Consider the following 23,450-nt stretch of genomic DNA (forward strand, 5'->3'; position numbering starts at 1 on the left):
GCAGGTCATCTGCCTGCCGTAAACCCTGCCCGGGCACCCTTCAGGTGGCGGGCCTGCCGCTGCGTCAGGACCGGATGTGGGATTCGGTATGCTGCGCCAGCGAAACCAAGGATCCGGTGTCAAGGATGGCCATGTGCCCGGCGGCCGCGGGCTTCTGGACCTGCAGCGGGGGTTCGGTGGCCGACTTTGCCAGCGACGCCGGGGCCTGCGATCCCATTGCAACCTGGGCTCCCTTGGATCCGGGGGCGCGGGACGGCGGGGCCGGGATTCGGGTTAACGGCGGACGCGGGCTGTGGTCCAGCGCGGTCTCTACGAGCGGCGCAACCTTCTCCACCTCAGTGGCAGGGCCCTTGCCGGGCAGGTCCCGGACCGGGGCATCGATTACCGGAGCGGCAGCCGCCCGCGCCCGCGCCACCGCGCGGGCATCCGCTGCGGCAACAGCGTCCGCCCAGTCCTTCGCGAGAACCGGCGGCACGGGGCGCGCCGCTGTCACCAGCGGGTGATGCTCGACGGCGGTGCGGAGCGCCTCTTGGACGCCGGCGCGGCTCAGCAGCTTCTTCCAGTCGCGGGGAGGACGCGGCGCACGAACCGGTAGGGGCGCTTTCGGTGCCTCCGTGGATGCGGAAGTGTTTCGTGAAGAAGAGGTCTGGGACGCCTGGAGCTGGGTATCGACCGGCAGCCGCACCACCTCGATGGTGTCGTTCCGGGGGAACCTGCCGAACAGCGCCATCAGGACCAACGCCAGAAGTCGGCCGACTCCGGCGAGCAGCAGCATCGCGACGAAGACGATGAAAAGCCCGAGGAACATGACAAAGGCTACGAACACCGTGCCAAAAAACGTCAGGTTCAGTGCAATCGTTGCTGGATCTCCCACGTCACCCTCCTAACAGTCCGCCTCTGCGCATACCGCGACAGTCTCAGCGGACAACAGCCCCTAACAACCATACGGACTATTTACTGCCGACATGCACTCATCACAAGGCCCGCCTAGTGTTGTTTCGAACCTGTTATCGGATGCCCGCTCCGCGGCAGGCATATAGTCGGAAACAGCAAGTAAACCTCCACAATTTTCAGGGGAATCCGTGAGCAAGCCAGAGCCCTTCGCCGGAAACTGCCCGTGCCTGTCGGGGGAGCAGTACGCGGAGTGCTGCGGCCGTTTCCATGCCGGAACGGCGGAGGCGGCGACGGCTGAACAGCTGATGCGTTCCCGCTACAGCGCGTTCGTCCTGCTGGACGCCGGCTACCTGCTGAAAACCTGGCATCCGGACACCCGGCCTGCTGAGCTGGAGCTTGATCCCGGGCTCGAGTGGCGCCGGCTGGACATCGTATCCACGAACCGCGGCGGCCCTCTGGACACCCAGGGAACCGTGGAGTTCAAGGCACATTTCAGGCAGGACGGCGAACGCGGCGTCCACCACGAGACCAGCCGCTTCCTCAGGGTGGACCGCCGCTGGTACTACCTTGACGCCCTCGTTCTTCACCAGGCCTGACCTCTGCAGCATGGGTTCTTCTTAACGGCAGCGCTCCTAGTGCTCCTCATAGTCCGCAGTGGGTGTGAATCCGGCACGGTCCACCTTGCGGTGGAAGTGCATGCCGGCCATGCCGCCCACCACGGCGCCGACCAGCGCTACCGCCGCCACGACAACGGCGGCGATGATGCTGGTGGTGTTGAGCTGGCCTTCATTGACCGGAATCCTCGGGAAGCTGTTCAGCTGGGCCAGGATATTGAACTGTTCTCCGGCGATCATGCCCAGCACAGCCACCACGATGGCTGCGATCAGGGCCCAGATCCACACCATGAACCCCTGCTTGGCCCCGTTGAACCGAGCCATCCGTCCGGCCACATAACCGCCGCTGTAGTAGGAGATGAACAGGATCACGAGCAAGAGGACTATGCCCATGATCCCCACGGTCTGGTTGCTCGTTGCCCGGCCGACTGCCTCGTTGACGTCAGTGTCGGTGGCCAGGCCGACGGCTGTTCCGGCAGCAGCCACGAGGGCCGTCAGCAGCACTGCCATGCCGGTAGCGGCCAGCCAGCCGAAGAAAGCCGAACCAACCTTGATCCCGCCGAAGGCCTCCTTTTCACGGGCAGAGGCGGTCTCCCTCGATGCCAGGCTCGGGTCGGTGTGGGGAGCGGCGGTCGTGTCGGTGTCCGGCGTGTAGTCCCGCTCGGCGGAGGGTTCCTGAGTGTTCATGGCACGAGTCTCTGTGTCGTGCGTATCAGTGTCCCGGGCCTCAGCAGTGTCCCGGGTATGCAGGGCGCGAGTGTCGGTATCCCGTTGGTCGCCGTGCCTTAGGTCCTTATTCCGCGGTTCAGGCTCGCGTGACTGGGTGGCATCGTAGACCGGGGTGTCGTCGGCGCTGTGCCCGGATTGGGTATGCCGGGGTCGTCTGTCCCCGGAACCGATTGGGCTGCTCATCGAACGTCTCGCTTTCATTGAACGGACCGGCTCAAGGTCTAAGCCGGGCAACGCAATGCCGAAGCCGAGGCTCTGGCCTCACTTCTAGCTAACTCCGTTCAATCGCCGATAGCAAGGATGCTTACTATTTCGTTTTCGTGCCGCGCAGGCGAAGGTAAGCCTGTTTGTCGCCCATTCAGCGGTATTTCCGGTGCAGGTCTTCCTTGATCGAAGCCCCGGGTGAAGCGTCGGCGATCCATGGCCCTGTACCTTCTGACTGGTCCAGCACCCCGGCCTCAAGCCACTGGTAATCACCCGCCAGGACCTTGCGTGAAAGGTCACGGTCGCCGTCGTCAGTGTTCCGCCACAGCTGGTCGAAGTATTCGTCCACCCGCACGCGCGCCTGCTCGCAAAAGGCCTCCGCGAGTTCGAACGCGGTGGCGCCGCGCTCTGGCGCGGTGCGCAGCAGCATCTCCGCCCGGGAGCAGCACGCAGCCATGGCGAAGAGCTCGGCGCCAATGTCCACGATCCGTCCAAGGAATGCTTGCTTGTGCTCCAGCCTGGCCTGCCAGCGGCCCATGCCGTAGAACGTCTGGCGCGCCAGCCGCCTCGAGGACCGTTCCACAAAGCGCAACTGCTTGGCGAGCCTGCCGAACTCGCTGTAGGACCGCGGATCCATGCCGGCGCCCGCCACGAGTTTGGGCAGCCACTTCGCGTAGAAGCCGGACGCCCCGACGGCGGCCCTCGCCTTGTCTGACAGGCTCGCATCCGCGGACGCCAGATCCCCGGCAGCAGCCAGGTGGGCATCCACGGCTTCACGGGCGATCAGGAGCTTCATGATCTCCGATGACCCTTCAAAGATCCGGTTAATGCGCAGGTCGCGCAGCTGCTGCTCCGCGGGTACGGCGCGCTCGCCGCGGGCCTCCAGCGAATCGGCGGTTTCGAAACCCCTGCCGCCGCGGATCTGCACCAGCTCATCTGCAATCCGGTAGCTGATTTCCGTGGACCACAGCTTGGCGAGGGCGGCCTCGATGCGGACGTCCTTCTGCCCGGCGTCAGCCAGTTCCGCGGACAACTCAAACACGGCATCCAGGGCGAAAGCTGTGGCGGCAATGAACGCGATCTTCTTGCCGACGGCCTCGTGCTTGCCCACCGGCCGGCCCCACTGGGTGCGTGCATTGGACCATTCGCGGGCGATCTTCAAACTCCAGCGCCCCGTGGCGACGCACAGGGCCGGAAGCGAAAGCCTTCCCGTGTTAAGCGTGGTGAGAGCGATCTTGAGGCCCTGGCCCTCGCGGCCCAGCCGGTTGGCCGCAGGAACCCTGACTTGGTGGAAGCGGGTGACGCCGTTCTCGATGCCACGCAGGCCCATGAAGGCATTCCTGTTCTCCACGGTGATGCCCGGGGAGTCCATCTCCACCACGAAGGCCGTGATTCCGCCCTTGTGGACGGTGCCGTCGGAACCGGTGTGCCGCGGCACCACGGCCATCACCACCACAAGCTCAGCGATCACACCGTTGGTGGTCCAAAGTTTCACGCCGTCCAAAATGTACGCCTCGCCGTCGTCCGTTGGGACGGCGGTGCTGCCCATCCGGGCGGGGTCGCTGCCGACGTCGGGCTCGGTGAGCAGGAAGGCGGTAATGGCGCCGGCAGCGCATCGCGGCAGGTATTCCCGTTTCTGTTCGGCGGTACCGAAAACCTTCACCGGCTCAGGCACGCCGATGGACTGGTGGGCCGAGAGCAGCGCGCCCAGGCTGGGGTGCACCGAGCCCAGCAGCCCCAGCGCCCGGCCGTAGTACACCAGCGACAGCCCCAGCCCGCCGTACTCCAGCGGAATTTTCATGCCGAACACGCCGAGGTCAGCCAGCGCCTTAAGGTACTCGTCCGGGATCTTGGCATCGCGCTCAATCACCCGGCCGGACATTGTCCGGCATAGCGCTGTGAGCTGCTCCATGAAGGCCTCGCCGCGCTCCACGTCATCGGCTTTGGCCGCGGGCCAGGGGTGGATGAGGCCGAGGTCGAAGCTGCCGAGATACAGGCCCTTGGCGAAGCTCGGCTGCTCCCACTCCGTTTCGCGGGCGGCCTCCGCGACTGCCCTGGCGTCCTCGGCGGAAGCACCCGCGCCGATCCTCTCGGCGGCTACGGGCGTCTCGGAGGCAGGGCTGTCGATGGTCGGGATGGTGCCGGTGCCGGCGGACTGTTCCCGGACGCCAGGGTTTTCAGTGGCGGGACTGTCGGTGGCAGAGCTCACGGGGCATCTCCTCTAACCGGTGATCGGCTAAAGCCCTGGGTCCGCCGCGGGTGGAGAACCCTTCAGCTGTCCCTCAATGCTACCCGCGGGTAGGTACCGGTGCTAGGGGAGGGCTGGCCCTGAAAATCTCCGGGCAATTCAACAGTGGAGGCGTGGTGTACCAGCCGGTCCCACAGATCATTGAGGCCATGGACCATCGCGAGCAGCGTGCCGGCGACGATCAGCCAGGCCAGCCGCCCCACCCCCACCAGGACGAGTGCGGCAAATGCCGCGGCCATCACGAACAGAACCAGCACCAAGGCAAAAACCAGTGTTCCGATGAATACCAAGGTGGCTGTCTCCACTGCACTTAGGTCGAACTGCATGTGTCCCCCTGCGCCTTTGCTGCGGTTGAAATCAGTAGCACGAGCCTAGGATGCGGTGCTGGTGCAATCCACAGCCTGCGGGGCGGTTGCGCGCGTTGATACGGGATCGAAACCATACTGCTCCGTAGGTCACGGCTATGTCTCAGAAACCTCGGCAGTAACAGCCATAACGTTACTTCGAAGGCGGTTTATGCAGGTATTCTTTGCAGCCGAATGCAGGCAACGCAGGCTGAAAGGGGGACTGCGTTAACCTTGTACTTGGCAGTTTTCGGGTTTCCCCTGCCGAAACCATCCCCAACGCAGCTGAAGGAGAGTGTGTGCCCCGGTCCACCACGTCCTCCGCTGACGCCATCAGCGCACGGCTCCGGGACCTCGAGCTCCTCACCAAAGGGCCCGCCTGGGCGCTCACGCGCTCCGCTCCCTGGGTGATTGCGGTGCTGCAGGCGTCCTTTACCCGCACCCGGCCGCAGCTTCCGCTGGAAGAGTTCCACGCCGACGTCGACTCCTTCCTTGAGCAGCTCCGTCGCCAGGAGCCCGGGCTGGGTGGCGGCGCAAACGGCAAGACCTTCGGTGACGAATGGACGCGCAAGCAGTTCCTGACGCGACGGAACCAATCAGGGCAGATCGTTTATGAAGTCACGGAACCTGCCGCCCGTGTGCTGGCGTTCCTGGACAGTCTTTCCAGCGAACGCTCCACCCTGAACGGTTCACGGCTGGGCACGCTGCTGGGCGATGTGGAGAAGCTCGCGAATGAGACCAACCCAGACCAAAGCGCCCGCCTGGAATCCCTGGAGGAGGAGATCGAGGAGCGGCAGCAGCTGATCCAGGACATCAGCTCCGGGGACTTCGACGGGCTGCTCGATGACGATGAAGCCGTCGAAGCCGCCGGCAACATCCTGGACCTTGCGGCCAGCCTGCCCGCCGACTACAAGAAGATGCGCGACCGCATCGAGGAGCTTGTGGGCGAACTGCGCAACCAAATCATCGAGGAATCGCTGACCAAGGGCGCCACGATGGCCCAGGTGCTGGAAGCCGACAAGCGGCTCCGGCAAAGCCCGGAAGGACGCACCTTCCGCTCGTTCACCGCTTTTCTCGAGGACCCGCAGCAGCAGCTGCGCTTCCGCTCGGCGATTGGCGAAGTCCTCAGCCGGCAGTTCGCGGACGACCTCTCGCCGGAGGACCGCGAAACCCTGAAGAACCTCGTGGCCGAACTCCGCCAGCAGCACAGCCAGATCCAGCGGATCTACGGCAAGCTCAGCGAGAGCCTGAACACCTACGTGCAGAGCGACGACTTCCGCCAGTCGGTCAGGTTGCGCAAGGTGCTGCGCGAGGCCGAACAGGCCATCCGCTCGCTGCCCTATGAGCGCGAACGGCCCGGCCTGGTCCGCGGCCCCGTGCTGTTTAACGCCGGCTTCGAGTCCCTTGCCATGGTGAAGCTGTTCGACCCTGACGAGTTCGCGGCCCCGCCCAAGCTCGCCGACCCCATCGCGTTCAGCGACTCTGACCGCTTGCGCTCGCCGCGCACCGGCAAGGCGCGCCCCGAGGCCATCCGGGCTGCATTTGCCGACGCCTCGACCCTGAGGGAAGCCTGGGAACAGCTGCCTCCCGAGGAACAGCACATCAACTCCATCCGCGCGCTCCTCTCGCACGCCCTCCACGACGGCGCGGGCTTCGACCGCGAAGCCTGGGACGCCGTCGAGTTTGAGCAGATCGACGGCACCACCCGCAAGGCCTACCTTCCGGTGGTCACCCTCACGAAGGACCCTGATGACTGAAGAAATGACGACGGCGGACGCCCCGCTGGAAGACCCCGCCCCGCTGGTCGAGCGTGGGGCCACGCCTGCCGGGTTCCCTGACCGAGCTTGCGAGGTTAGGGGGCAGGTGGGGACCGTGACCGAGGGTTCGACAAGCCCCATCACCCGCGGGGTAACCCCGAGTGACACTTTCGTCGACGGCGCGGCGCTGTTCCCGGGCGATACGGGCGTGCTCTCCATGAAGGTGCGCCAGGCCCTCGTGAAACTGCTGAAGGGCCCCTACGTCGACGGCGGCCGCGACGAAAAGCTCTGGACAACCCTCCTGGACCACCAGCTCATTCTCCGCAGCAGGCTCTCAGAAATGTTCCTCACCCTGCAGCTGGACCACGACCGCAAGATCGCGGTGCTGCGCCCGGTCGATCCGGAGGCCATCGGCGGCAGCGCCCGCTCCAGCATCCTGCGGCAGCAGCGCGCGCTGAGCCGGGTGGAAACGATCGTGCTCCTGCGCCTCCGGCTGCTGCTGGACCGCCACGTCACGGCACAGACCGATCCCACCATCACCCGCGAGGAAATCGCCGAGCTCGTGGCGCACTACCAGCCGGCAGGCCAGCAGGATGCCCTCCGCGATTCGGACGTCGTCAACCGCGCCATCACCAAGCTCCTGGCCCGCCAACTCCTCCTCACCACCGGTCTGGACGACGTCTACACCATCTCGAACGCCCTCCCGCTGGCCCTCCCCTTCGAAAACATAGGGGACATCCCAGCCCAGATCGAAGCCCTGGTCACAGCCACAGCAGACCCCACAGGCACGGAAGCACTGATAGAGCTCGACGACAACGGGTCGCCTGCTCCCGACGAAGAGAGCGAAGGCGACGGCGATGCCGCCCAGGGAGTGGCATCGCCGTCGTCGTCCAACCCAGCCACGGCCATGGACGGAGCAGACAAGTGAGCATCGCAACCATGCTGCCGATGGGCGAGCTCACCAACCCGGGCCAGATGCGCCTGGCCCTGGTCCAGGTGGTCAACTGGGGCACGTTCCACGGAGCCCACACGATGCACGTGGACCGCAACGGCACGCTGCTGACGGGCAACTCCGGGGTGGGCAAGTCCACGCTGTTCGATGCCATGCTCCGCGTGTTCGATGCCCGGCCGCGCAGCAATGAGGCCGCCGCCCAGCGGTCGGGCGGGGCTGTGGAGGACAAGAGGACGACGTTCACGTACATGCGCGGCAAGGTGGGCGACAAGGCGGTGGGCGAGGGCTCGGCCAGTGCTTTTCAGCGCCCCGGTGCCACATGGTCCGCCGTCGCGCTGACGTTCGACAACGCGGCCGGGACCAAGGTAACGGTGTCCGCCCTCTTTGATCTGCCGAAGAACGGTACGGAATCGAGTGTCGGCCGCTATTACCTGATCGACCACAAGCCGCTGGACCTGCCCGCGATCGAGGACATCGCCGAGAAGCGTTTCACCAAGGCTGCGCTGGAGGGCATCTTCCCGGATGCCCAGGTCTTCGACGTCCACAAGGCCTTCGCCGAACGCTTCCGCCGCCTCCTTGGCATCAACTCGGACCAGGCCCTGCCGCTGCTCCGCGTGATCCAGGCAGGCAAGGGCCTGGGCGGCAGCGTCAACACGTTCTTCCGCGACCAGGTGCTGGATGCGCCGGCCACGCTGGCGGCGGCGGATGACGTCGTCGAGGAATTCAGCAACCTGATGTCCATCCGTCAGCGCCTCGAGGACGTGCGCCAGCAGCGCGACCAGCTCGCTCCGGTGCCGGACCTGAACCGGGAGTACGCCCAGTCGCTGCTGCATGCGAACCGGCTCCGGGAACTCGCCGGCGAGGAGTTCGAGGCCTACCGGCAGCAGCTTGCGGTCACGGTGCATGAGAAGACCCTGGCCCGCTTCAAGGGGCTCGCGCAGGCCAAAGCCAAGGAACTGGGAGCGGAACGGGCGGTCCGCGACGGCCTCGCCAAGGAGCTGCGCCAGCTCGAGGCTGAGTACAACAACCAGGGCGGCAACGCCATCTCGTCCATCGAGCAGTCCCTCGAGAACGCCCGCGTCAGCCTCAAGCTCCGGAAGCAGGTGGAGGAAGCCGCCCGCCAGGCGCTGGCCGACGCAGGCCTGCAGCTGGACTGGACGGCGGAGGGCTGGGAACAGGCCCACGGGCAGGCAGCCGCCCGGTCCGCCGAGCTCAAGGATGATGCGGAGGCACTGAAGGAGCTGCGTTTCGAGGCGTTCGACGGGCACGCGACCAGGAAACGCGAGCTCGCCGCTGCTGAGCAGGAGCTCGTCTCGCTGAAGACGCGAAAGTCCCTGCTGCCGCCGTCGAGCATCGAGAACCGGGCGGCCATCGCGGCCGCCACCGGCGTGCCGGAGGAACTGATGCCTTTCGGCGGCGAGCTCATCGACCTCGCCGAGGGGGAGGAGCGGTGGCGGCCGGCTGCCGAGCGGGCGCTGCGGAACCTCGCCACCACGCTGCTTGTCCCCGGCGAGCACTTTGCAGCGGTCACGCGTTACCTGAACGACCACTCGGTCCGGGGCGCCCTGCGCGCGGTCGATGTGTCCAAGCCGCTCGCCGGCGGCGCCCTGGCTGTGGAGGACGTGTCCGACGGCGACCTGCTGACCAAGCTGGACATCCTCACCACCGGGGCAAAGGGCAGCTCTGCCGCACAAGCAAGCGAATGGATCCGAGAACGCATCGCCCTCGATTTCTCCTACCCGTGTGTGGAAAACCCGGACGAACTGGCCGGGCTCGATAAGGGCCTGAGCCTGGGCGGCGTGGTCAAGCGGAACCGGCACACTGTGGAAAAGGACGACCGCTTCACCAGCCGCCAGGACTATGTGCTGGGCTTCGACAACGCCTCCAAGCTCGAACTCGTGGCGGCCCAGGTGGCCGACCTGCAGCAGGAGCTCGCCAAGGCCGCCGAACTCGCTCAGAGCCGGGAGGAATCCCACCAGGGCATGACGCGGCAGCTTGAGGCGCTGCGGCGGGTGGCCGACGACAACCGTACCTGGGAGCAGGTTTCTGCGGCCGTTGCCGCGGATGAACTGGCCCGGATTGAACAGCGGCTCAAGGACGCCCTCGCGGCGCAGGCGGACCTCGAACCCCTGCGTGCCAACATCGAGGCCGCCAGGCAGAAGCACCAGTCCAGCACCGAAGCTGCCGCCGTGCTGCAGAGCGAATACAAGGCACTGGACCAGCGCCTCACCAGTGCCGATTCGCTGCTGGAAACCGCGCGGACCCGCCTGCGCCAGGCGCCGCCGTCGGAGTCCACGGTCGCAGCGCTGGAACCCTACTTCGCGGATTTCGGCGACGTGACCGAAATGCATGAACTGGACAACCTCTGCGCCCGGGTCAGGACCCAGCTGCTGGGCGAGCTGCACGCCGCCGAATCCCGCGGCCAGGCAACCTCCGAACGGCTGACCCGGATCTTCGAGGGCTTTGTGCGCGAGTGGGGCACGGCGATTTCGGCTGACCACGGAACCTCGATCGGCGCGGCTGGTGAATTCGAAGCCCGCTACCACGCCATCGTCAGCGACGGCCTGCCCGCCCAGGAAGCCGAGTTCCGACAGTTCTTCAACCAGCGGACGCACGAGTCGTTCAGCACGCTGCTGCACCTGCTGGATGAGGAACGGCGCTCTATCACGAGCCGCATCCTGCCCCTGAACGGCATCCTGTCCAAGGTCAATTTCCACGAGGGCAGCTTCCTCGAGCTCGACATCAAGCAGACCCTGCCGGCCACCGCCAAGCAATTCAAGGACGCCATCCAGAACGCGCTCAAGACCCGGCACTCACGGCCGGCCCGCGCGGCTTCGGGCGCTGCGTCGGGTACTGAGCCCGACGACGACGCCGAGCTCACCAACCGCTACAAGTCCCTGGAAACGCTCGTGAAGCGTCTGGGTTCGCAGACGCCGGAGGACCGGCGCTGGCGCGCAGAGGTGCTGGACGTGCGCGGGCACTTGTTCATCCAGTGCAAGGAGCACCGCGAAGTCCAGGACCCGTCCGGAAAGAAGGGCGGAAAGCGGACCGAGGTGTTCATGCACGCCGATACGGGCTCCATGTCCGGTGGCGAGCGGCAGCGGTTCACCGCGTTCATTATGGCAGCGGCGCTGAGTTACCAGCTGGGCATCGCCGAACAGGGCTTCACTACATACGGCACCGTGATGATGGACGAGGCTTTCGTCCTGGCCTCCGAGGAATTCGCCGGGGCCGGCATCAAGGCGCTGCACGAGTTTGGCTTCCAGCTGCTCCTGGCCGCTCCGGAGAACGTGATCGACCTGTCCCGCCACCTCGGCTCGGTCACGGAGATCCTCCGGGACAAGCGCACCAACCGCTCCGGCGTGCTGACTGCTCCCGTGATCTCCCCGAAGGCTGGGTCCGAGGGGCAATGGCGGTCCGAGGCCAACCCCGTGGACATCGTGCTGCGCTGAAGCGCCGCCAATACCGGACCCTCCCGCAGTTCCTGCTGCGCGTACCCGGATCCTCCCGCAGTTCCTGCTGCCAATACCGGATCCTCCCGCGACCCCTTCGTAACCCCGCGCGCGGAATAATAACAAATCGATGGATTTATTCGTCGATCGCTACCGGGAGCCTGCTCCTGCATGCGATCGTGTTGAGCACCAACACTTCGCCACACGCTCCAGCAGGGTCATCACCACTTCCACGCGGCGGGCCTGAGCCACCCTCTTTTGAGCTTGACGGCGTCCTCACGAAAGGCACCATCATGCGTCCTGCACATGCACCATTCATCGTGGCCCTTGCGACCGCAGCCACCCTCAGCCTTGCTGGCTGCGGGGCGGTCGCGGAGTCGGCGTCCAGCAAGGCGACAGCGCCGGCAACAACGGCCGCCGCTGCGCCAGCGACTGCCAAGCCTGCAGCTGCAACAGCCACGCCTGCACCTTCCAGTGCGAAACCGTCAGCGGATGCTGCGCCGGGTGCTGGTGCGCCGGGTCCTGCCGGGTCCGGCACTGCCGCGCCCGGTTCTGCTGACCTGGCAACCTTCACCTTCCCGGGTGGCAAGGTGTCCTTCAAGTACCCGGCCAAATGGAAAGTGGAACTCTTCACCGGGTCGAGTACGCCCCCGGTGTCGGGAACGGCGACCGTCTACGATGCCAACGGCAACAAGCAGGCCACTGTGTACTCGGGGCACATTGCCGACGGCGTGACCCACCCGGTCACCAGGGACGTTTTCGAAACCCAGCCGGTTCCCGGCCTGCAACAGCAGCCGGCTCCTACCGCCCACTACTCCTTCTACGTGGACCGGATGGAGGATAACCCGACGTACCGTATGCACCTCACGGCGGGGGCGCCGTCATCCGGCGCCGACATGGCGCTGGACGGCATCATTCGCGTCGGAAAAGACGTGCTGGTCGCTGACGTGCAGTTCATCGAGAAGCCCTTCGCCAGCGACGCCGCGGCCAAGTCCTGGCTGGCGGGCGCCGAGGGTCAGGCACTCAAGGCGCTGTTGTTGAGCATCTCCTACCGCTGAGCCGAGCCGCTGGTTGAGCTTGGGAGCCGGGCGTGGCCCCAAGTTCAACCAGCGGACCGACCGATCAACGGATGCCTGGCCTACCGGCCCTGGATACGGTCCAGGAACTGCCCTGTGCGCGATCAGCCCGTCGATCTGGCGGAGCACGACGGCGGCCGGGATTGATCTCGTTGGCCGGCGGTTCTACCCTCACATTGCCGCAGCAGAGGAAGTCCGCGCAGATCAGCATGCCAACGGTGTTGCCGTTGCGCCCGGACTGACCGGCCCGGCGGGCCACCCAGAGCAGCACGTCCTCTTTGGAGAAGACGTCGCGGCGCAACTCGCACAGCACCGACCGGCTCTTCTTCGCTCCGCCTTCGGGTGCGCGGAGCATGATGCCAGTGAGGCCCTCGGGGCGGGGAACCACGAGGTAACCGCGGAGCGGCATCTTTTCGTCCCGCCAGCCGAGGAAGTCGAGCCGGTCCCAGTCCAGGGCATCGAAGTCCCGTGGCAGGTTCAGCTTCGCCGCCTCAGAGCGGCTGGCGTTGATGAAGGATGAGCGGATCTGTTGGGGCGTGATTTTCTGCATGGAGACCTAGGCCGGGGTGGCCGCGCACGCGTCGATCTGGGCCTGGACGATTTTCCCGTAATGCGCCACAAGCTCGTCGAAGTCCCAGCCTTCGAACAGGCCGAGGGTGCGCACTGTCTCCCCGAAACCCGTCATCAGGGCGGTCACGGTGGAAGCGAAACGACGGTCCGGTGTGCTGTCCCCGATGAGCCCTGCGACGGAGCCGAGGTAGCGTTCGCGCATCTCGATCCGCGCCGTCTCGGGGTCAGGGGAGTCGTGGACGCTGAACGGGATCATGGCCCAGGGCTCCTGCGTGCCGCGTTCCCGGCGCATCAGCACACGGAACACGAGCGCACTGCCGAGTTCCGACGTCGGGACGTTCAGCTCGGCGAGCAGGGACTCGTCCGGCTGCACGGCGGCAAACAGTTTGTCCTTGGAGACGAACAGCTTCATCACCAGGGCAGCCGAAACGCCTGCTTCGCCGGCGATGTCCCGGACGGTCACCGCCCGGTAACCGCGCTCGCCGAAGAGGCGCCCGGCCGCGCTGAGGATCGCCTTATGGCTCGGGCCGCTCATGCACTCACCGGCTCTCCGGCGGTCTGTTTCTCCAGCAGGGACGCAGCGTGGTCTGCGGTTACGGATCGGTTGTCGACGGCGAGCTTCCGCGCCATGGCCTGATGAGTCACAGGATGAAGCATAGTCACGATGTCGCTGTCGGCGACGGGCAGCGGAAGAGCGCACCCGCCGTCGGATGTGCAGGACGGTGACGTCGGCAGGAGTGAGGGCGTGGCGGTCAGCCGCCGGAATGCGCCCTGCATCACTGATGGCAGGCGGCCGCAGGGGGTGAAGCGTGTTTACTGTCCGTCGAGTGAGCCGCTGTTCGCCACGGTTCGCCTGGATTTACTGGCGTTTTTTATGTCACTCGGGCAATTACGTGACGCGAAGCTTTCCTAATTCGGGCGAGGATAGGCTAGCCTTACTCGGGTTCGCTTCATTCATCTAAGGAGTTTCGTGGTTTCCCCCCTTTCTTCCGACTCCGGCCGTGTGCCCGGCGCCTCCATCACCCGCCGCACCCTGCTCAAGACGGCCGGCAAGGCAACCGCCGTCATGGCTGCCGCAGCCCTTGCCCTGACCGGCTGCTCCACCGGCCCGGCCGCCTCTGCCTCAGATCCGTCCGCTTCTGAATCGGCCAGCTCACAGTTCCCCGTCACCATCAAGCATGCCTTCGGTGAGACCACCATCAAGGCCAAGCCCCAGCGCGTCGCCACCGTGTCCTGGGTCAATGACGACGTCGCCATTGCCTTGGACGTGGTTCCCGTGGGCGTTCCCAAGAATGAGTGGGGCGGCAACGACAAAGGCTCCACTCCCTGGAAGGACGCCGCTCTCGAGAAGCTCGGTGCCGGCTTCGGCTCCGACAAGGCGCCCGTGCAGTATTCCGAGGCCGACGGCATCAACTTCACCGAGATCGCCAAGCTCAACCCGGACGTCATCCTGGGCGCCTACTCCGGCCTGACCGCCGAGGATTACAAGAAGCTCAGCGAGATCGCCCCCGTGGTCGCCCACCCGGACGTTGCGTACGGCACCTCCTGGCAGGACTCCACCAGCATCATCGGCAAGGCTCTCGGCAAGGACGCCGAGGCCGCGAAGCTGATCGCCGACACCGAGGCCACCATCAAGGAGAAGGCCGCCAAGTACCCGCAGATCGAGGGCAAGAGCTTTATTTACGGCAACCTCGAGCCCGCCAAGGGCGATGGCGTCAATGTCTACACTGCCAACGACAACCGCCCGCGCTTCCTGTCCTCCATCGGGATGAAGCTGGCCCCGGTGGTGGAGGAGAAGTCGAAGGGTTCCAAGGAATTCTTCGTGGCGTGGTCCGCTGAAAAGGCCAACGAACTCGAATCCGACATCTTCGTGACCTGGGTTCCCGATGCCAAGACCAGCGATGCCATCAAGAAGGATCCGCTGCTGGGCCAGATCCCCGCGATCAAGAAGGGCGCCCTGGTCGCAGATTCCGACAACACGCTCACCCTCTCCATCTCAGCCTCGTCCCCGCTGAGCCTGCCGTGGTCGCTGGACACGTTCCTTCCGCAGCTGGGTAAAGCTGCCGACGCAGTCAAGTAACCAGTCATGACACCAAGTACGACGACGGCGGCCCGCGGCACGGCTTCCGGCTCGCCCTCCGGCCGGGTCACCCCACGCGATCGGACAGCTGAGGCCCCCATGGCGGCCGGAACAGGGCCGCACGTGGCGGTTCGCGCTCCGCAGCGGGGCAGCGCACTCGGGAAGCAGGCCGCCTGGCTGCTGGCCGCCGTCGTCGTACTTATTCTTGCCGCTGCAGTTTCCCTGGCCGTCGGCGCCCGCGGCCTCCCGCTGGACACCGTCTGGCTGGCTCTGACCCAGTTCGACCCGGCCGACGGCGACCACGCCGTGGTCCACGCCCGCATCCCGCGCACAATCCTGGGGCTGCTCGCGGGCGGCGCCCTCGGCCTGGCCGGCACTGCCATGCAGGGCGTGACCCGCAATCCGCTGGCGGATCCCGGAATCATCGGGGTCAACGCCGGTGCGGCGCTGGCCGTGGTCACGGGAATCTACGTCTTCGGCGTCTCGTCCCTGACCGGGTACATCTGGTTCGCGTTCATCGGGGCCGCAGCGGCCGCCGTCGTCGTTTATCTGATTGCCTCCATGGGCCGGGACGGTGCGACGCCGGTCAAGCTCGCGCTCGCGGGCGCTGCCCTGAACGCCGGACTGTACTCGCTGATGAACGTCATTCTGGTTTCCAGCCAGGACACCCTGGACCGCTTCCGGTTCTGGCAGGTGGGCGGGATCGCCGGACGCGACTGGTCGGTGGTCCTGCCAGGCCTGCCGTTTCTCGCGGCTGGCGCGCTGATCGTGATCTTCACCGGACGCATCCTCAACAGCCTTGCCCTCGGCGACGATATCGCCCGTGGCCTGGGCCAGCGCGTGGGCCTGGCCCGCGGGGTGACGGCGCTGGGCATCGTGCTGCTATGTGGCTCGGCCACCGCGCTCGCCGGCCCGATCGCGTTCGTGGGCCTGGTCATTCCGCATGCCGTCCGCTTCCTGACCGGTCCGGACTACCGCTGGATCCTGCCGTTTTCGCTGGTTCTCGCTCCGGCGCTGCTGCTGATCGCTGATGTGATCGGCCGTGTGGTGCTGCTCCCAGGCGAGGTTCCGGCAGGCATCATGACCGCCCTCGTGGGCGCCCCTGCGTTCGTGTGGCTCGTCCGCCGCGGCAAGGGGGCCGGACTGTGATCACCCAGCAGGCAACCGCGCGCGAACGGGCAGATAATGCCCTCAAAACCCCAAAAACAGGGCATCATCTGCCCGTTCGCGCATCATTCCTGACCCGGAAGCTCCTGAACCGGACAGCGCTCCTGGCCGCCGCCGTCGTGGTTCTCTTCGCCGCGAGCATCCTCCTGGGCAGCTACACCGTGACCGTCCCCGACTTCTTCCGGATCCTCGCAGCCCACGTCACCGGCGGCGAGAAAATCCCCGGTGCCAGCTTCATCGTGATGGAGAGCAAACTGCCGCGGGCCGTGATCGGCACCATGATCGGCGTCGCATTCGGGCTGTCCGGCGGCCTCTTCCAGACGATGCTGCGCAACCCGCTGGCCAGCCCCGACGTCATCGGCATCAGCTACGGCGCAAGCGCGGCTGCCGTCACGGCCATCGTGGTGTTCGGAGCGACGGGCGCCGCGGTGTCCGGCGCTGCCCTTGTAGGCGCCCTTGCCGTGGCGGCGCTGATCTACGGCATCTCGCGCAGCGCCTCACTCGGAGCCGGTGCAGGAGCCGGAGGCAGCAGCCGCGGCAGCACTGCCGGGAACCGGCTCATCCTCGCGGGCGTCGGCATCGCCTCGGCACTCGGCGCCGTGGTCAACTTCCTGCTGACCCGCACGGACATCCGCACCGCGGCCGACGCCCTGGTCTGGCTGAACGGCTCGCTGAACTCCGCCAGCTGGGGCCGCGCCGGAGTGCTGGCCCTGGCGCTCCTGGCGCTGGTGCCGGCCACCGTCCTGCTGGCCGGCACGCTGCGCATCCTGGACCTCGGCGACGACACCGCCGCCGGACTCGGCATCCGCGTGGACCGCACCCGGCTGGGGGTGGTGCTCACCGCCGTCGCGCTGGCAGCAGTGGCGACGGCGGCCGCCGGGCCGGTGGCGTTCGTCGCCTTCCTGTCCGGCCCCATTGCCCGCCGCTTCACCCGCAAGGCCAGCCTCCCGGCGTCGGCCCTTGTCGGTGTCCTGATCGTCTTGGCCGCGGACTACTTCGCGGCCAATATCGCCCCTCTCCTGCTGGACGGCACGGTGCTGCCGGTTGGCGTGGTCACCGGCGCCCTCGGTGCCCCCTTCCTGCTGTGGCTGCTGGTCACGGCCAACCGAAAGGATGCCTGACATGGCCGTTCTCAAAGCGAAGGATCTGACGCTGCAGTACGACCAGCGGCGGGTTGTCGACGGACTCACGGCCGAGATCCCCGAAGGCAGGGTGACCATGATCGTGGGCGCCAACGCCTGCGGCAAGTCCACGCTGCTGCGCGGGCTGTCCCGGCTCCTCAAGCCGGCCAGCGGCACCGTCACCCTTGACGGCAAGGACATCCACTCCCGCCCGGCACGCGAACTTGCCCGCACGCTCGGGCTGCTGCCGCAGCACCCCACCGCCCCGGACGGCATCACCGTCCGCGACCTGGTGGGCCGGGGCCGCTACCCGCACCAGGGCTTCTTCCGTAGCTGGTCGGAGAAGGACGACGCCGCGGTGCAGCGCGCGCTGGAAGCGACCGAAACGCTGGACCTCGCCGGGCGGAATGTCGACGAGCTGTCCGGCGGCCAGCGCCAGCGCGTCTGGATCGCCATGGCGCTGGCACAGGAAACGGACGTTCTACTGCTCGACGAGCCCACAACGTACCTGGACCTCGCACACCAAGTGGAGGTCCTGGATCTGGTCACCGACCTCAACCGCCTGCGGGGCACCACCGTGGCGATCGTGCTGCACGACCTCAACCTGGCAGCCCGCTACGCCGACCACGTCATCGCCTTGAAAGGTGGGCGGATCGTTGCCGAGGGGGCAGCGCCGCAGGTGATCACGGAAGAACTGGTCCGGGATGTCTTCGGGCTGGAATCACGGGTGCTGCCCGATCCCGTGTCCGGCACCCCGCTGATCATCCCGATCGGGCGCCACCATGCTGCCCCAAAAGCCGCAACCACAACCCTGGAGTTGGTCTCATGAGTTCAGCACACATCCCGGCACGAACCGCGACGAAGGCCGCGGCAGGAGAAGCTGCGGCAAGGCCCCAGTTCACCACCGAGCCGATGACGCTCGCGTTCGACGTCACGGTCAGCGCTGTCCAGGAACTCGGGCCCAACTTCCGCCGGATTACGTTCGGCGGCTACTCGCTGCGGGACTTCGGCGTGCACGGGCGCACCATGGACCTGCGCATCAAGCTGATGATCCCTTCCCTCGACGAGGACGGCACGCAGCTTCCGCTGCCGTCCTTCCGGATGGAGAATACCGGCTGGTACAAGGAGTGGCTGGCCATGGAGCCGGCAACCCGCGGCTCCATGCGCACGTACACGGTGCGGCAGGCCCGGCTGGATGCCGTGTACCCCGAGATCGACGTCGATTTCGTGATGCACTTCGACGCTGCCGGCAACGGCGGCCCCGCCGCGAATTGGGCCCGCACTGCACGGCCGGGCGATGCCCTGGCGATCATAGGCCCCAACAACCGTGCCGCCCACTGCGTCACGGCGGAAATCTACTCGGGCATTGAGTGGCGGCCCGGCCTCGCCCAGCGCGTCCTCCTCGCGGGCGACGAGACTGCCGTTCCCGCGATCAGCGCCATCCTGGAAAACCTGCCGGAGTACATGACCGGCCACGCCCTCCTTGAGGTCCCGGAGGCCGGCGACTTCCTCGACCTCAGGACAGCCGCCGACGTCGAAATCACCTGGCTGGCCCGCGGTGCCTCCATCGGCCGCTCCCGGCCTCACGGCGAGCTGCTCCAGGAAGCGGTGCGCTCGGCCGTGCCGGTACCGGGCTGGGTGGGCATCAAGTCGCCGGACGCCGCCGCCGGCCCGGAACCGGAAGACGTCGATGTGGACAAGGACATCCTGTGGGAAACGCCGGCACGAATGGACACGGAGGCCATCGGCGCCACCAAGAACCCGGCCATGCCCGCAGGTGCCATGCCTTTCTACGCCTGGATTGCGGGCGAAGCCGGAGTCATCAAGGACATGCGGCGCTATCTGGTCCGGGACGTCGGGATCGACCGGAAGCAGGTCGCGTTCATGGGGTACTGGCGGCAGGGCAAGGCCGAGCGGTAACATCCTCGCCGGCTTTTGAATGAACGTTAAGGCCGAATTTCCCTGACGGTCTCCTCGAATGAGTAGGTTCGCTGGGTGACTGGTTCTCCTTTGCTTTCGAGTCCCGGTGGGCGGCGGGTGTTTGTTGCTTTGGGGGATTCCTTCACTGAGGGGGTGGGGGACCGGAGCAAGCATCTGCCGAACGGCGTGCGCGGCTGGGCCGACCGGGTGGCGGAGAAGCTCGCCAAGGCAGAGCCTGGCTGGGAGTACGCCAACCTGGCCATCCGGAGCAAGCGGCTGCGGCACATCATCGCCGAACAGCTGGAACCGGCGCTCGCCATGGAGCCGACCCTGGTCACGCTGTACGCGGGCGGCAATGACATCTTGGATTTCGGGACGGACATGAATGAGCTCATGGCCCAGTACGAAGTACTTGTGGCTCGTCTCGCTGCGACAGGCGCCACGCTGGTGCTGTTCACCGGCTTCGACGTCAAGGTCTCCCCGCTGCTGGAGCCGCTGAAAAAGCGGAACAGCGCGTACAACCAACGGGTGCGGGGCGTTGCGGCCAAGTATGGCGCCGTGCTGGTGGACTACTGGGCCTTCGATGCCTTCCACGACCGCAGGATGTGGGATGCGGACCGGCTGCACATGTCCAAGGCAGGCCACAAATATCTGGCGGCGCAGGTCCTGGACCACCTCGGGGTGCCGCACAAGATCAGCCTCAAGGAGTGGGAGCCCCCGGCCAGGACAACGCTGCGCGACTGGGAGCGGCGGCAGCGGCGCTGGGTGAATGACTGGGTGCTGCCGTTGTTCGGCCGGAAACTCCGCGGCGTCACGCTCGGGGACAAGCTCACCCCTCGCTGGCCAAACCCCGTGGAAGTGCCGCGCAAGGGCGGGCTGAAAAAGTTGATGGAACAAGCCGACCGCTGAACCGGCCCGGTTTTGGGGCAAGACTCCCCGGCAGGACACCCGGAGGGTGCATCGGGGGTCTCAAAAGTGGGCTAGTTCTGCTGCGCGGGCTGATCCAGCAGGTTTTCGAACCCAGGTGCCACCCGGTTCGCGGCAAATTCCATGACTTCGAACTCGGCCACACCGTTAATATAGAACGGGTCCTTGGCCAGGGAGGCGTCCAGCGTCTCCCTGTCGGCCTTGGAAAGCAGCAGGCCGCCGGTGCGCGGGACCTTCCGGCCAGCAGCCAGGAACACGCCGTCGTCGAAGGCGTCCTGGAGCCAGGCCACATGGGCGTCCAGGTGGTAGTCCACGATGTCTTGGGCAACTTTATAGGTCAGGGAAACTACGTACATGCCCGCCAGCCTACCGCCCTTCGCGGCTGAGGCTTCTTCATCCAGTGCCACCGGCCCACGAGCCGAGACGCACCTGCTCCGGAAGCCTGCCCGGTAGACTGCCCTGCCGGGAGACTGCCGAGTCCCGGCCTTCCAAGGCGGTGCGCCGCTTGAACTGTCAATCTTTTTTTCTTCTAGTATGGACCCATGACGGAACCGCGCTGGCTCAACGCCGAAGAACGCCGTGCCTGGCTCGCCCAGGTGAGCATCAACACGATGCTGCCGGCGGCCCTGGATACCCAGCTGCACGCGGCCGGAAAGCTCTCGCTCTTCGATTACCACGTTCTGGCCATGCTCTCTGAGGCCGAGGGTCGCTTCCTGCCGATGAGTGAACTCGCGGCCCGCACCAGCGCGTCACTCTCCCGTCTGTCCCACGTAGTCACCAAGCTCCAGAACCGGGGTTGGGTGGAGCGCCGCCCGCACCCGGGGGACGCCCGCGTGACCACTGCGCATCTGACTAAAAAAGGTATGGCCACCATCGTGGAGCTTGCGCCGGGGCATGTGGAATCCGTCCGGTCCCTGTTCCTCGATGCTCTGACGGAGCGCGACGTCGCGGACCTCGCCCGCATCGGGGAGAAGATTGTGGCGCGCCTGGACGGCAACCACTGGATCCTCCGGGAGCAGCCGCCCGAGTAGCGGTTCGCTCAAGCAGTATCCGCCCAAGCAGGTGGCCCAATCCCGCGAGTCTTGGTTGCTCGCAAACTGCTGGCAGACTGGGTTTTATGGATTTTACGGCCCGGTATGTAGCAATAGGAGACTCTTTCACGGAAGGAGTCGGTGACGACGACCCCACCCGTCCCAACGGCGTCCGCGGCTGGGCAGACCGAATGGCCGAGCAGCTCGGCGCCGTGGATCCCGGCTTCGGCTATGCGAACCTTGCCATACGCGGCAGGAAGCTCCGCCAGATCATGGCCGAACAGGTGGACGCCGCCGTCGAACTCAAACCCACACTGGTGAGCATCTACGCCGGAGCCAACGACATCCTGCGGCCCAAGGTCGATATTGATGATCTGCTCGTGGAGTACGACGCAGGGATCCGCAAGCTCACCGCCACCGGCGCCAGGTTGGTCATGTTCACCGGATTCGATTCACGAGGGTCCAAGATCTTCTCGACCACCCGCGGCCGCACCGCCATCTACAACGAACTCGTCCGAGGCATCGCAGGCGACCACGGCGCGCTGCTGGTCGACTACTGGCGCTTCAGCGAGTACCACGATTGGGGAATGTGGGCCAAGGACCGGATGCACATGTCCGCTGCCGGCCACGCGAATATGGCCAAGCGGGTCCTCACCGTCCTGGAACATGACCACTCGATCGAGGTCCCGCCCATGACGCCGGTGCCCGAACTCAGCCGAGGAGAGGCAATACGGGCCAACGCACGCTGGCTCCGGGAGTTCGCCGCCCCTTGGGTCGTCCGGCGGATTACCGGCAAATCCTCGGGCGACAACCTTCAGCCGAAGTACGGCCAACTCATCCGGCTCTAACGGAGCCTGGCTAGCAGCATTGCCGAAACGGCTCTCGGTCAACTCCGAAAAGTGCCCGCGGCTTATACACCCTCTGCCGCCGGATTAGCCTTTAATTCGCACGTCTCGTAGACTTGGTAGGCGCTAGGTGGCGCGGAGCGTGTGCAATTGCTCCGGTTGGCGGCGACTGTTGGCAGTAATGACAGTCCCAATGGCCGGTAGTTAGGGGCTCAAGTTGCGTGCATTCCTGTATTCGCCCAGCATCCCGGCACGTCGCGGTGGCTTCCACTGCCCGATGCCCGTGGCTCATCGTATTTCGCCGCAGCACGGAAATCATGGCTTTTGGCCGCTATTTCCAAGCTTGCGGATTGCCGGAACGCGTGGGGGCTGGATGCGGACGCCGCCTGCCGCACGGTGACGCAGAACTCTGCCAGCCGTTTCAATCATTTTTCAGAGGAGAGTCGTCATGGCAGCACACTGCCAGGTGACCGGAGCCGAGCCGGGCTTTGGACACAGCATTTCGCACTCGCACCGCCGCAACAAGCGCCGGTTCGACCCGAACATTCAGAAGAAGCGCTACTGGGTTCCGTCCCTGCGCCGCAATGTCACCCTGCAGGTCTCTGCAAAGGGCATTAAGACCATCGACGTACGCGGCATCGACGTAGTCGTCGCTGACATCCTGGCACGAGGGGTGAAGCTCTAGTGGCTAAGGACAAGGACGTACGTCCGATCATCAAGCTCAAGTCGACCGCGGGCACGGGTTACACCTACGTCACCCGTAAGAACCGTCGTAACGACCCGGACCGTATGGTTCTGAAGAAGTACGACCCGAAGATCCGCAAGCACGTCGAATTCCGAGAGGAGCGCTAAACACATGGCTAAGAAGTCCAAGATTGCTCGCAACGAGCAGCGCAAGGTCATCGTTGAGCGTTACGCTGCAAAGCGCCTCGAGCTGAAGAAGACCCTGGTTGACCCCAATGCGACTGACGAAGCACGCGAAGCTGCACGCCTCGGCCTGCAGAAGCTGCCCCGCAACGCCTCCCCGATCCGTCTGCGTAACCGCGACATCATCGACGGCCGTCCCCGCGGTACCTTCCAGAAGTTCGGTATCTCCCGTGTTCGCTTCCGCGACATGGCTCACCGCGGTGAACTCCCGGGCATCACCAAGTCTTCCTGGTAATTCAGCGCTGCTGATTCCAGCTGCTTGAGAAGGGCCGGCAACCATATGGTTGCCGGCCCTTCTTGCGTTAAAGCCTGTTCCGCCCGACCCGTCGTTCTGGGTGACGCACGGCACAGAAAGAAAAGTACGACGCCGGCACCCGGGATTCCCCGGGCAACCCGCCATTTTTCCGCGGAACTACGCGGGTTTTGGGGGTGTGGTGGTGGGTGTTGGGGTGGGTTTGCGGTGGGGGTGTGGTGGGTGTATTGTTTTCTAAGTCGCCGAGAGGGGGACCGGCGGGAAGCTGGTCACTGAGGCGGCAACTCCCCTTTTTGAACAGCCTGTTGATGGTGTGTGTTGTTTGGCGTGCCGGATGTG

At 65.9% G+C, this 23,450-nt stretch carries 23 protein-coding genes and 1 pseudogene; 16 read left to right on the forward strand and 8 right to left on the reverse strand.

The window, feature by feature from the left end:
- Positions 1 to 64: 64 nt before the first annotated feature.
- Positions 65 to 874 carry a hypothetical protein gene (locus J7E80_RS15450; RefSeq protein ID WP_215053083.1) on the reverse strand — a complete coding sequence of 270 codons (810 nt, stop codon included), beginning with the start codon at positions 872 to 874 and terminating at the stop codon, positions 65 to 67.
- 208 nt (positions 875 to 1,082) lie between these two features.
- On the opposite strand from J7E80_RS15450, the gene J7E80_RS15455 reads away from it, so the two are divergent.
- A complete protein-coding gene (locus tag J7E80_RS15455; RefSeq protein ID WP_215053085.1) occupies positions 1,083 to 1,490 on the forward strand; it encodes a YchJ family protein in 408 nt (135 codons plus the stop codon).
- 36 nt (positions 1,491 to 1,526) lie between these two features.
- On the opposite strand, the gene J7E80_RS15460 is transcribed toward J7E80_RS15455, so the two are convergent.
- The 3 genes from J7E80_RS15460 to J7E80_RS15470 form a co-directional block, all read right to left on the reverse strand.
- Positions 1,527 to 2,195, reverse strand: coding sequence for a hypothetical protein (locus J7E80_RS15460; RefSeq protein WP_251036948.1), 669 nt, complete (start codon positions 2,193 to 2,195; stop codon positions 1,527 to 1,529).
- Between the two features lie 400 nt (positions 2,196 to 2,595).
- Complete coding sequence (locus J7E80_RS15465) at positions 2,596 to 4,569, reverse strand: acyl-CoA dehydrogenase family protein (RefSeq protein WP_215053111.1); 1,974 nt, start codon at positions 4,567 to 4,569, stop codon at positions 2,596 to 2,598.
- A 143-nt stretch (positions 4,570 to 4,712) separates the two neighbouring features.
- Positions 4,713 to 5,015 carry a hypothetical protein gene (locus tag J7E80_RS15470; protein WP_215053089.1) on the reverse strand — a complete coding sequence of 101 codons (303 nt, stop codon included), beginning with the start codon at positions 5,013 to 5,015 and terminating at the stop codon, positions 4,713 to 4,715.
- Positions 5,016 to 5,332: 317 nt separating this feature from the next.
- On the opposite strand from J7E80_RS15470, the gene J7E80_RS15475 reads away from it, so the two are divergent.
- The 4 genes from J7E80_RS15475 (at position 5,333) to J7E80_RS15490 (ending at position 12,252) form a co-directional block, all read left to right on the forward strand.
- Positions 5,333 to 6,790, forward strand: coding sequence for a DUF3375 family protein (locus J7E80_RS15475; RefSeq protein WP_215053090.1), 1,458 nt, complete (start codon positions 5,333 to 5,335; stop codon positions 6,788 to 6,790).
- Positions 6,783 to 7,718 (forward strand): DUF4194 domain-containing protein, encoded by a 936-nt coding sequence (locus J7E80_RS15480; RefSeq protein WP_251036949.1) that lies wholly within the window; start codon positions 6,783 to 6,785, stop codon positions 7,716 to 7,718. Before J7E80_RS15475 ends, J7E80_RS15480 begins: the two co-directional genes overlap by 8 nt.
- Positions 7,715 to 11,194 (forward strand): ATP-binding protein, encoded by a 3,480-nt coding sequence (locus J7E80_RS15485; RefSeq protein WP_215053091.1) that lies wholly within the window; start codon positions 7,715 to 7,717, stop codon positions 11,192 to 11,194. The genes J7E80_RS15480 and J7E80_RS15485 overlap by 4 nt, the downstream gene beginning before the upstream one ends.
- Positions 11,195 to 11,487: 293 nt before the next feature.
- Positions 11,488 to 12,252 (forward strand): hypothetical protein, encoded by a 765-nt coding sequence (locus tag J7E80_RS15490; RefSeq protein WP_215053096.1) that lies wholly within the window; start codon positions 11,488 to 11,490, stop codon positions 12,250 to 12,252.
- Positions 12,253 to 12,332: 80 nt separating this feature from the next.
- Here J7E80_RS15490 and J7E80_RS15495 read toward each other — a convergent pair.
- From J7E80_RS15495 to J7E80_RS15505, 3 genes and pseudogenes are all read right to left on the reverse strand, one after another.
- A pseudogene (locus J7E80_RS15495) lies at positions 12,333 to 12,820 on the reverse strand (FBP domain-containing protein).
- A 6-nt stretch (positions 12,821 to 12,826) separates the two neighbouring features.
- Positions 12,827 to 13,375, reverse strand: coding sequence for a TetR/AcrR family transcriptional regulator (locus J7E80_RS15500; protein ID WP_215053098.1), 549 nt, complete (start codon positions 13,373 to 13,375; stop codon positions 12,827 to 12,829).
- A complete protein-coding gene (locus J7E80_RS15505) occupies positions 13,372 to 13,617 on the reverse strand; it encodes a hypothetical protein (protein ID WP_215053122.1) in 246 nt (81 codons plus the stop codon). The genes J7E80_RS15500 and J7E80_RS15505 overlap by 4 nt, the downstream gene beginning before the upstream one ends.
- A gap of 193 nt (positions 13,618 to 13,810) precedes the next feature.
- Between J7E80_RS15505 and J7E80_RS15510 the strand changes: the two genes are divergently transcribed.
- The 6 genes from J7E80_RS15510 to J7E80_RS15535 all read left to right on the forward strand — a co-directional run bounded on the left by J7E80_RS15510 (position 13,811) and on the right by J7E80_RS15535 (position 20,037).
- Positions 13,811 to 14,920 (forward strand): iron-siderophore ABC transporter substrate-binding protein, encoded by a 1,110-nt coding sequence (locus J7E80_RS15510; protein ID WP_396020785.1) that lies wholly within the window; start codon positions 13,811 to 13,813, stop codon positions 14,918 to 14,920.
- A gap of 6 nt (positions 14,921 to 14,926) precedes the next feature.
- Positions 14,927 to 16,069: an iron ABC transporter permease gene (locus J7E80_RS15515; protein ID WP_215053100.1), complete on the forward strand. Its 1,143-nt coding sequence runs from the start codon at positions 14,927 to 14,929 to the stop codon at positions 16,067 to 16,069.
- Complete coding sequence (locus J7E80_RS15520; protein ID WP_396020786.1) at positions 16,066 to 17,208, forward strand: FecCD family ABC transporter permease; 1,143 nt, start codon at positions 16,066 to 16,068, stop codon at positions 17,206 to 17,208. The genes J7E80_RS15515 and J7E80_RS15520 overlap by 4 nt, the downstream gene beginning before the upstream one ends.
- 1 nt (position 17,209) lies before the next feature.
- Complete coding sequence (locus tag J7E80_RS15525; protein WP_215053102.1) at positions 17,210 to 18,037, forward strand: ABC transporter ATP-binding protein; 828 nt, start codon at positions 17,210 to 17,212, stop codon at positions 18,035 to 18,037.
- An 83-nt stretch (positions 18,038 to 18,120) separates the two neighbouring features.
- Positions 18,121 to 19,128 carry a siderophore-interacting protein gene (locus J7E80_RS15530; RefSeq protein WP_215053118.1) on the forward strand — a complete coding sequence of 336 codons (1,008 nt, stop codon included), beginning with the start codon at positions 18,121 to 18,123 and terminating at the stop codon, positions 19,126 to 19,128.
- 75 nt (positions 19,129 to 19,203) lie between these two features.
- A complete protein-coding gene (locus tag J7E80_RS15535) occupies positions 19,204 to 20,037 on the forward strand; it encodes an SGNH/GDSL hydrolase family protein (protein WP_311380852.1) in 834 nt (277 codons plus the stop codon).
- Positions 20,038 to 20,108: 71 nt separating this feature from the next.
- On the opposite strand, the gene J7E80_RS15540 is transcribed toward J7E80_RS15535, so the two are convergent.
- Positions 20,109 to 20,411: a YciI family protein gene (locus tag J7E80_RS15540; protein WP_215053104.1), complete on the reverse strand. Its 303-nt coding sequence runs from the start codon at positions 20,409 to 20,411 to the stop codon at positions 20,109 to 20,111.
- 186 nt (positions 20,412 to 20,597) lie between these two features.
- Between J7E80_RS15540 and J7E80_RS15545 the strand changes: the two genes are divergently transcribed.
- The 5 genes from J7E80_RS15545 to rpsN all read left to right on the forward strand — a co-directional run bounded on the left by J7E80_RS15545 (position 20,598) and on the right by rpsN (position 23,093).
- Complete coding sequence (locus J7E80_RS15545) at positions 20,598 to 21,086, forward strand: MarR family winged helix-turn-helix transcriptional regulator (protein WP_215053106.1); 489 nt, start codon at positions 20,598 to 20,600, stop codon at positions 21,084 to 21,086.
- Between the two features lie 86 nt (positions 21,087 to 21,172).
- A complete protein-coding gene (locus J7E80_RS15550; RefSeq protein WP_215053108.1) occupies positions 21,173 to 21,934 on the forward strand; it encodes an SGNH/GDSL hydrolase family protein in 762 nt (253 codons plus the stop codon).
- 445 nt (positions 21,935 to 22,379) lie between these two features.
- A complete protein-coding gene (gene rpmB / locus J7E80_RS15555) occupies positions 22,380 to 22,616 on the forward strand; it encodes a 50S ribosomal protein L28 (protein WP_003798559.1) in 237 nt (78 codons plus the stop codon).
- Positions 22,616 to 22,783, forward strand: a complete 168-nt coding sequence (gene rpmG / locus J7E80_RS15560; RefSeq protein ID WP_078026306.1) for a 50S ribosomal protein L33 — start codon at positions 22,616 to 22,618, stop codon at positions 22,781 to 22,783. Before rpmB ends, rpmG begins: the two co-directional genes overlap by 1 nt.
- A gap of 4 nt (positions 22,784 to 22,787) precedes the next feature.
- Positions 22,788 to 23,093 carry a 30S ribosomal protein S14 gene (rpsN, locus tag J7E80_RS15565; protein WP_003798555.1) on the forward strand — a complete coding sequence of 102 codons (306 nt, stop codon included), beginning with the start codon at positions 22,788 to 22,790 and terminating at the stop codon, positions 23,091 to 23,093.
- Positions 23,094 to 23,450: the final 357 nt, after the last annotated feature.

The sequence above is a fragment of the Arthrobacter sp. ISL-28 genome (assembly GCF_018613875.1).
Classification (GTDB): Bacteria; Actinomycetota; Actinomycetes; order Actinomycetales; family Micrococcaceae; genus Arthrobacter.

Bases quoted from the DNA above. Each gene is read 5' to 3' on its own strand.
- J7E80_RS15460 (WP_251036948.1), bottom strand. From the start codon at position 2,195: ATGAACACTCAGGAACCCTCCGCCGAGCGGGACTACACGCCGGACACC.
- J7E80_RS15470 (WP_215053089.1), bottom strand. From the start codon at position 5,015: ATGCAGTTCGACCTAAGTGCAGTGGAGACAGCCACCTTGGTATTCATC.
- J7E80_RS15480 (WP_251036949.1), top strand. From the start codon at position 6,783: ATGACTGAAGAAATGACGACGGCGGACGCCCCGCTGGAAGACCCCGCC.
- J7E80_RS15490 (WP_215053096.1), top strand. From the start codon at position 11,488: ATGCGTCCTGCACATGCACCATTCATCGTGGCCCTTGCGACCGCAGCC.
- J7E80_RS15500 (WP_215053098.1), bottom strand. From the start codon at position 13,375: ATGAGCGGCCCGAGCCATAAGGCGATCCTCAGCGCGGCCGGGCGCCTC.
- J7E80_RS15505 (WP_215053122.1), bottom strand. From the start codon at position 13,617: ATGCAGGGCGCATTCCGGCGGCTGACCGCCACGCCCTCACTCCTGCCG.
- J7E80_RS15515 (WP_215053100.1), top strand. From the start codon at position 14,927: ATGACACCAAGTACGACGACGGCGGCCCGCGGCACGGCTTCCGGCTCG.
- J7E80_RS15525 (WP_215053102.1), top strand. From the start codon at position 17,210: ATGGCCGTTCTCAAAGCGAAGGATCTGACGCTGCAGTACGACCAGCGG.
- J7E80_RS15530 (WP_215053118.1), top strand. From the start codon at position 18,121: ATGACGCTCGCGTTCGACGTCACGGTCAGCGCTGTCCAGGAACTCGGG.
- J7E80_RS15540 (WP_215053104.1), bottom strand. From the start codon at position 20,411: ATGTACGTAGTTTCCCTGACCTATAAAGTTGCCCAAGACATCGTGGAC.
- J7E80_RS15545 (WP_215053106.1), top strand. From the start codon at position 20,598: ATGACGGAACCGCGCTGGCTCAACGCCGAAGAACGCCGTGCCTGGCTC.
- J7E80_RS15550 (WP_215053108.1), top strand. From the start codon at position 21,173: ATGGATTTTACGGCCCGGTATGTAGCAATAGGAGACTCTTTCACGGAA.
- rpmB (WP_003798559.1), top strand. From the start codon at position 22,380: ATGGCAGCACACTGCCAGGTGACCGGAGCCGAGCCGGGCTTTGGACAC.
- rpsN (WP_003798555.1), top strand. From the start codon at position 22,788: ATGGCTAAGAAGTCCAAGATTGCTCGCAACGAGCAGCGCAAGGTCATC.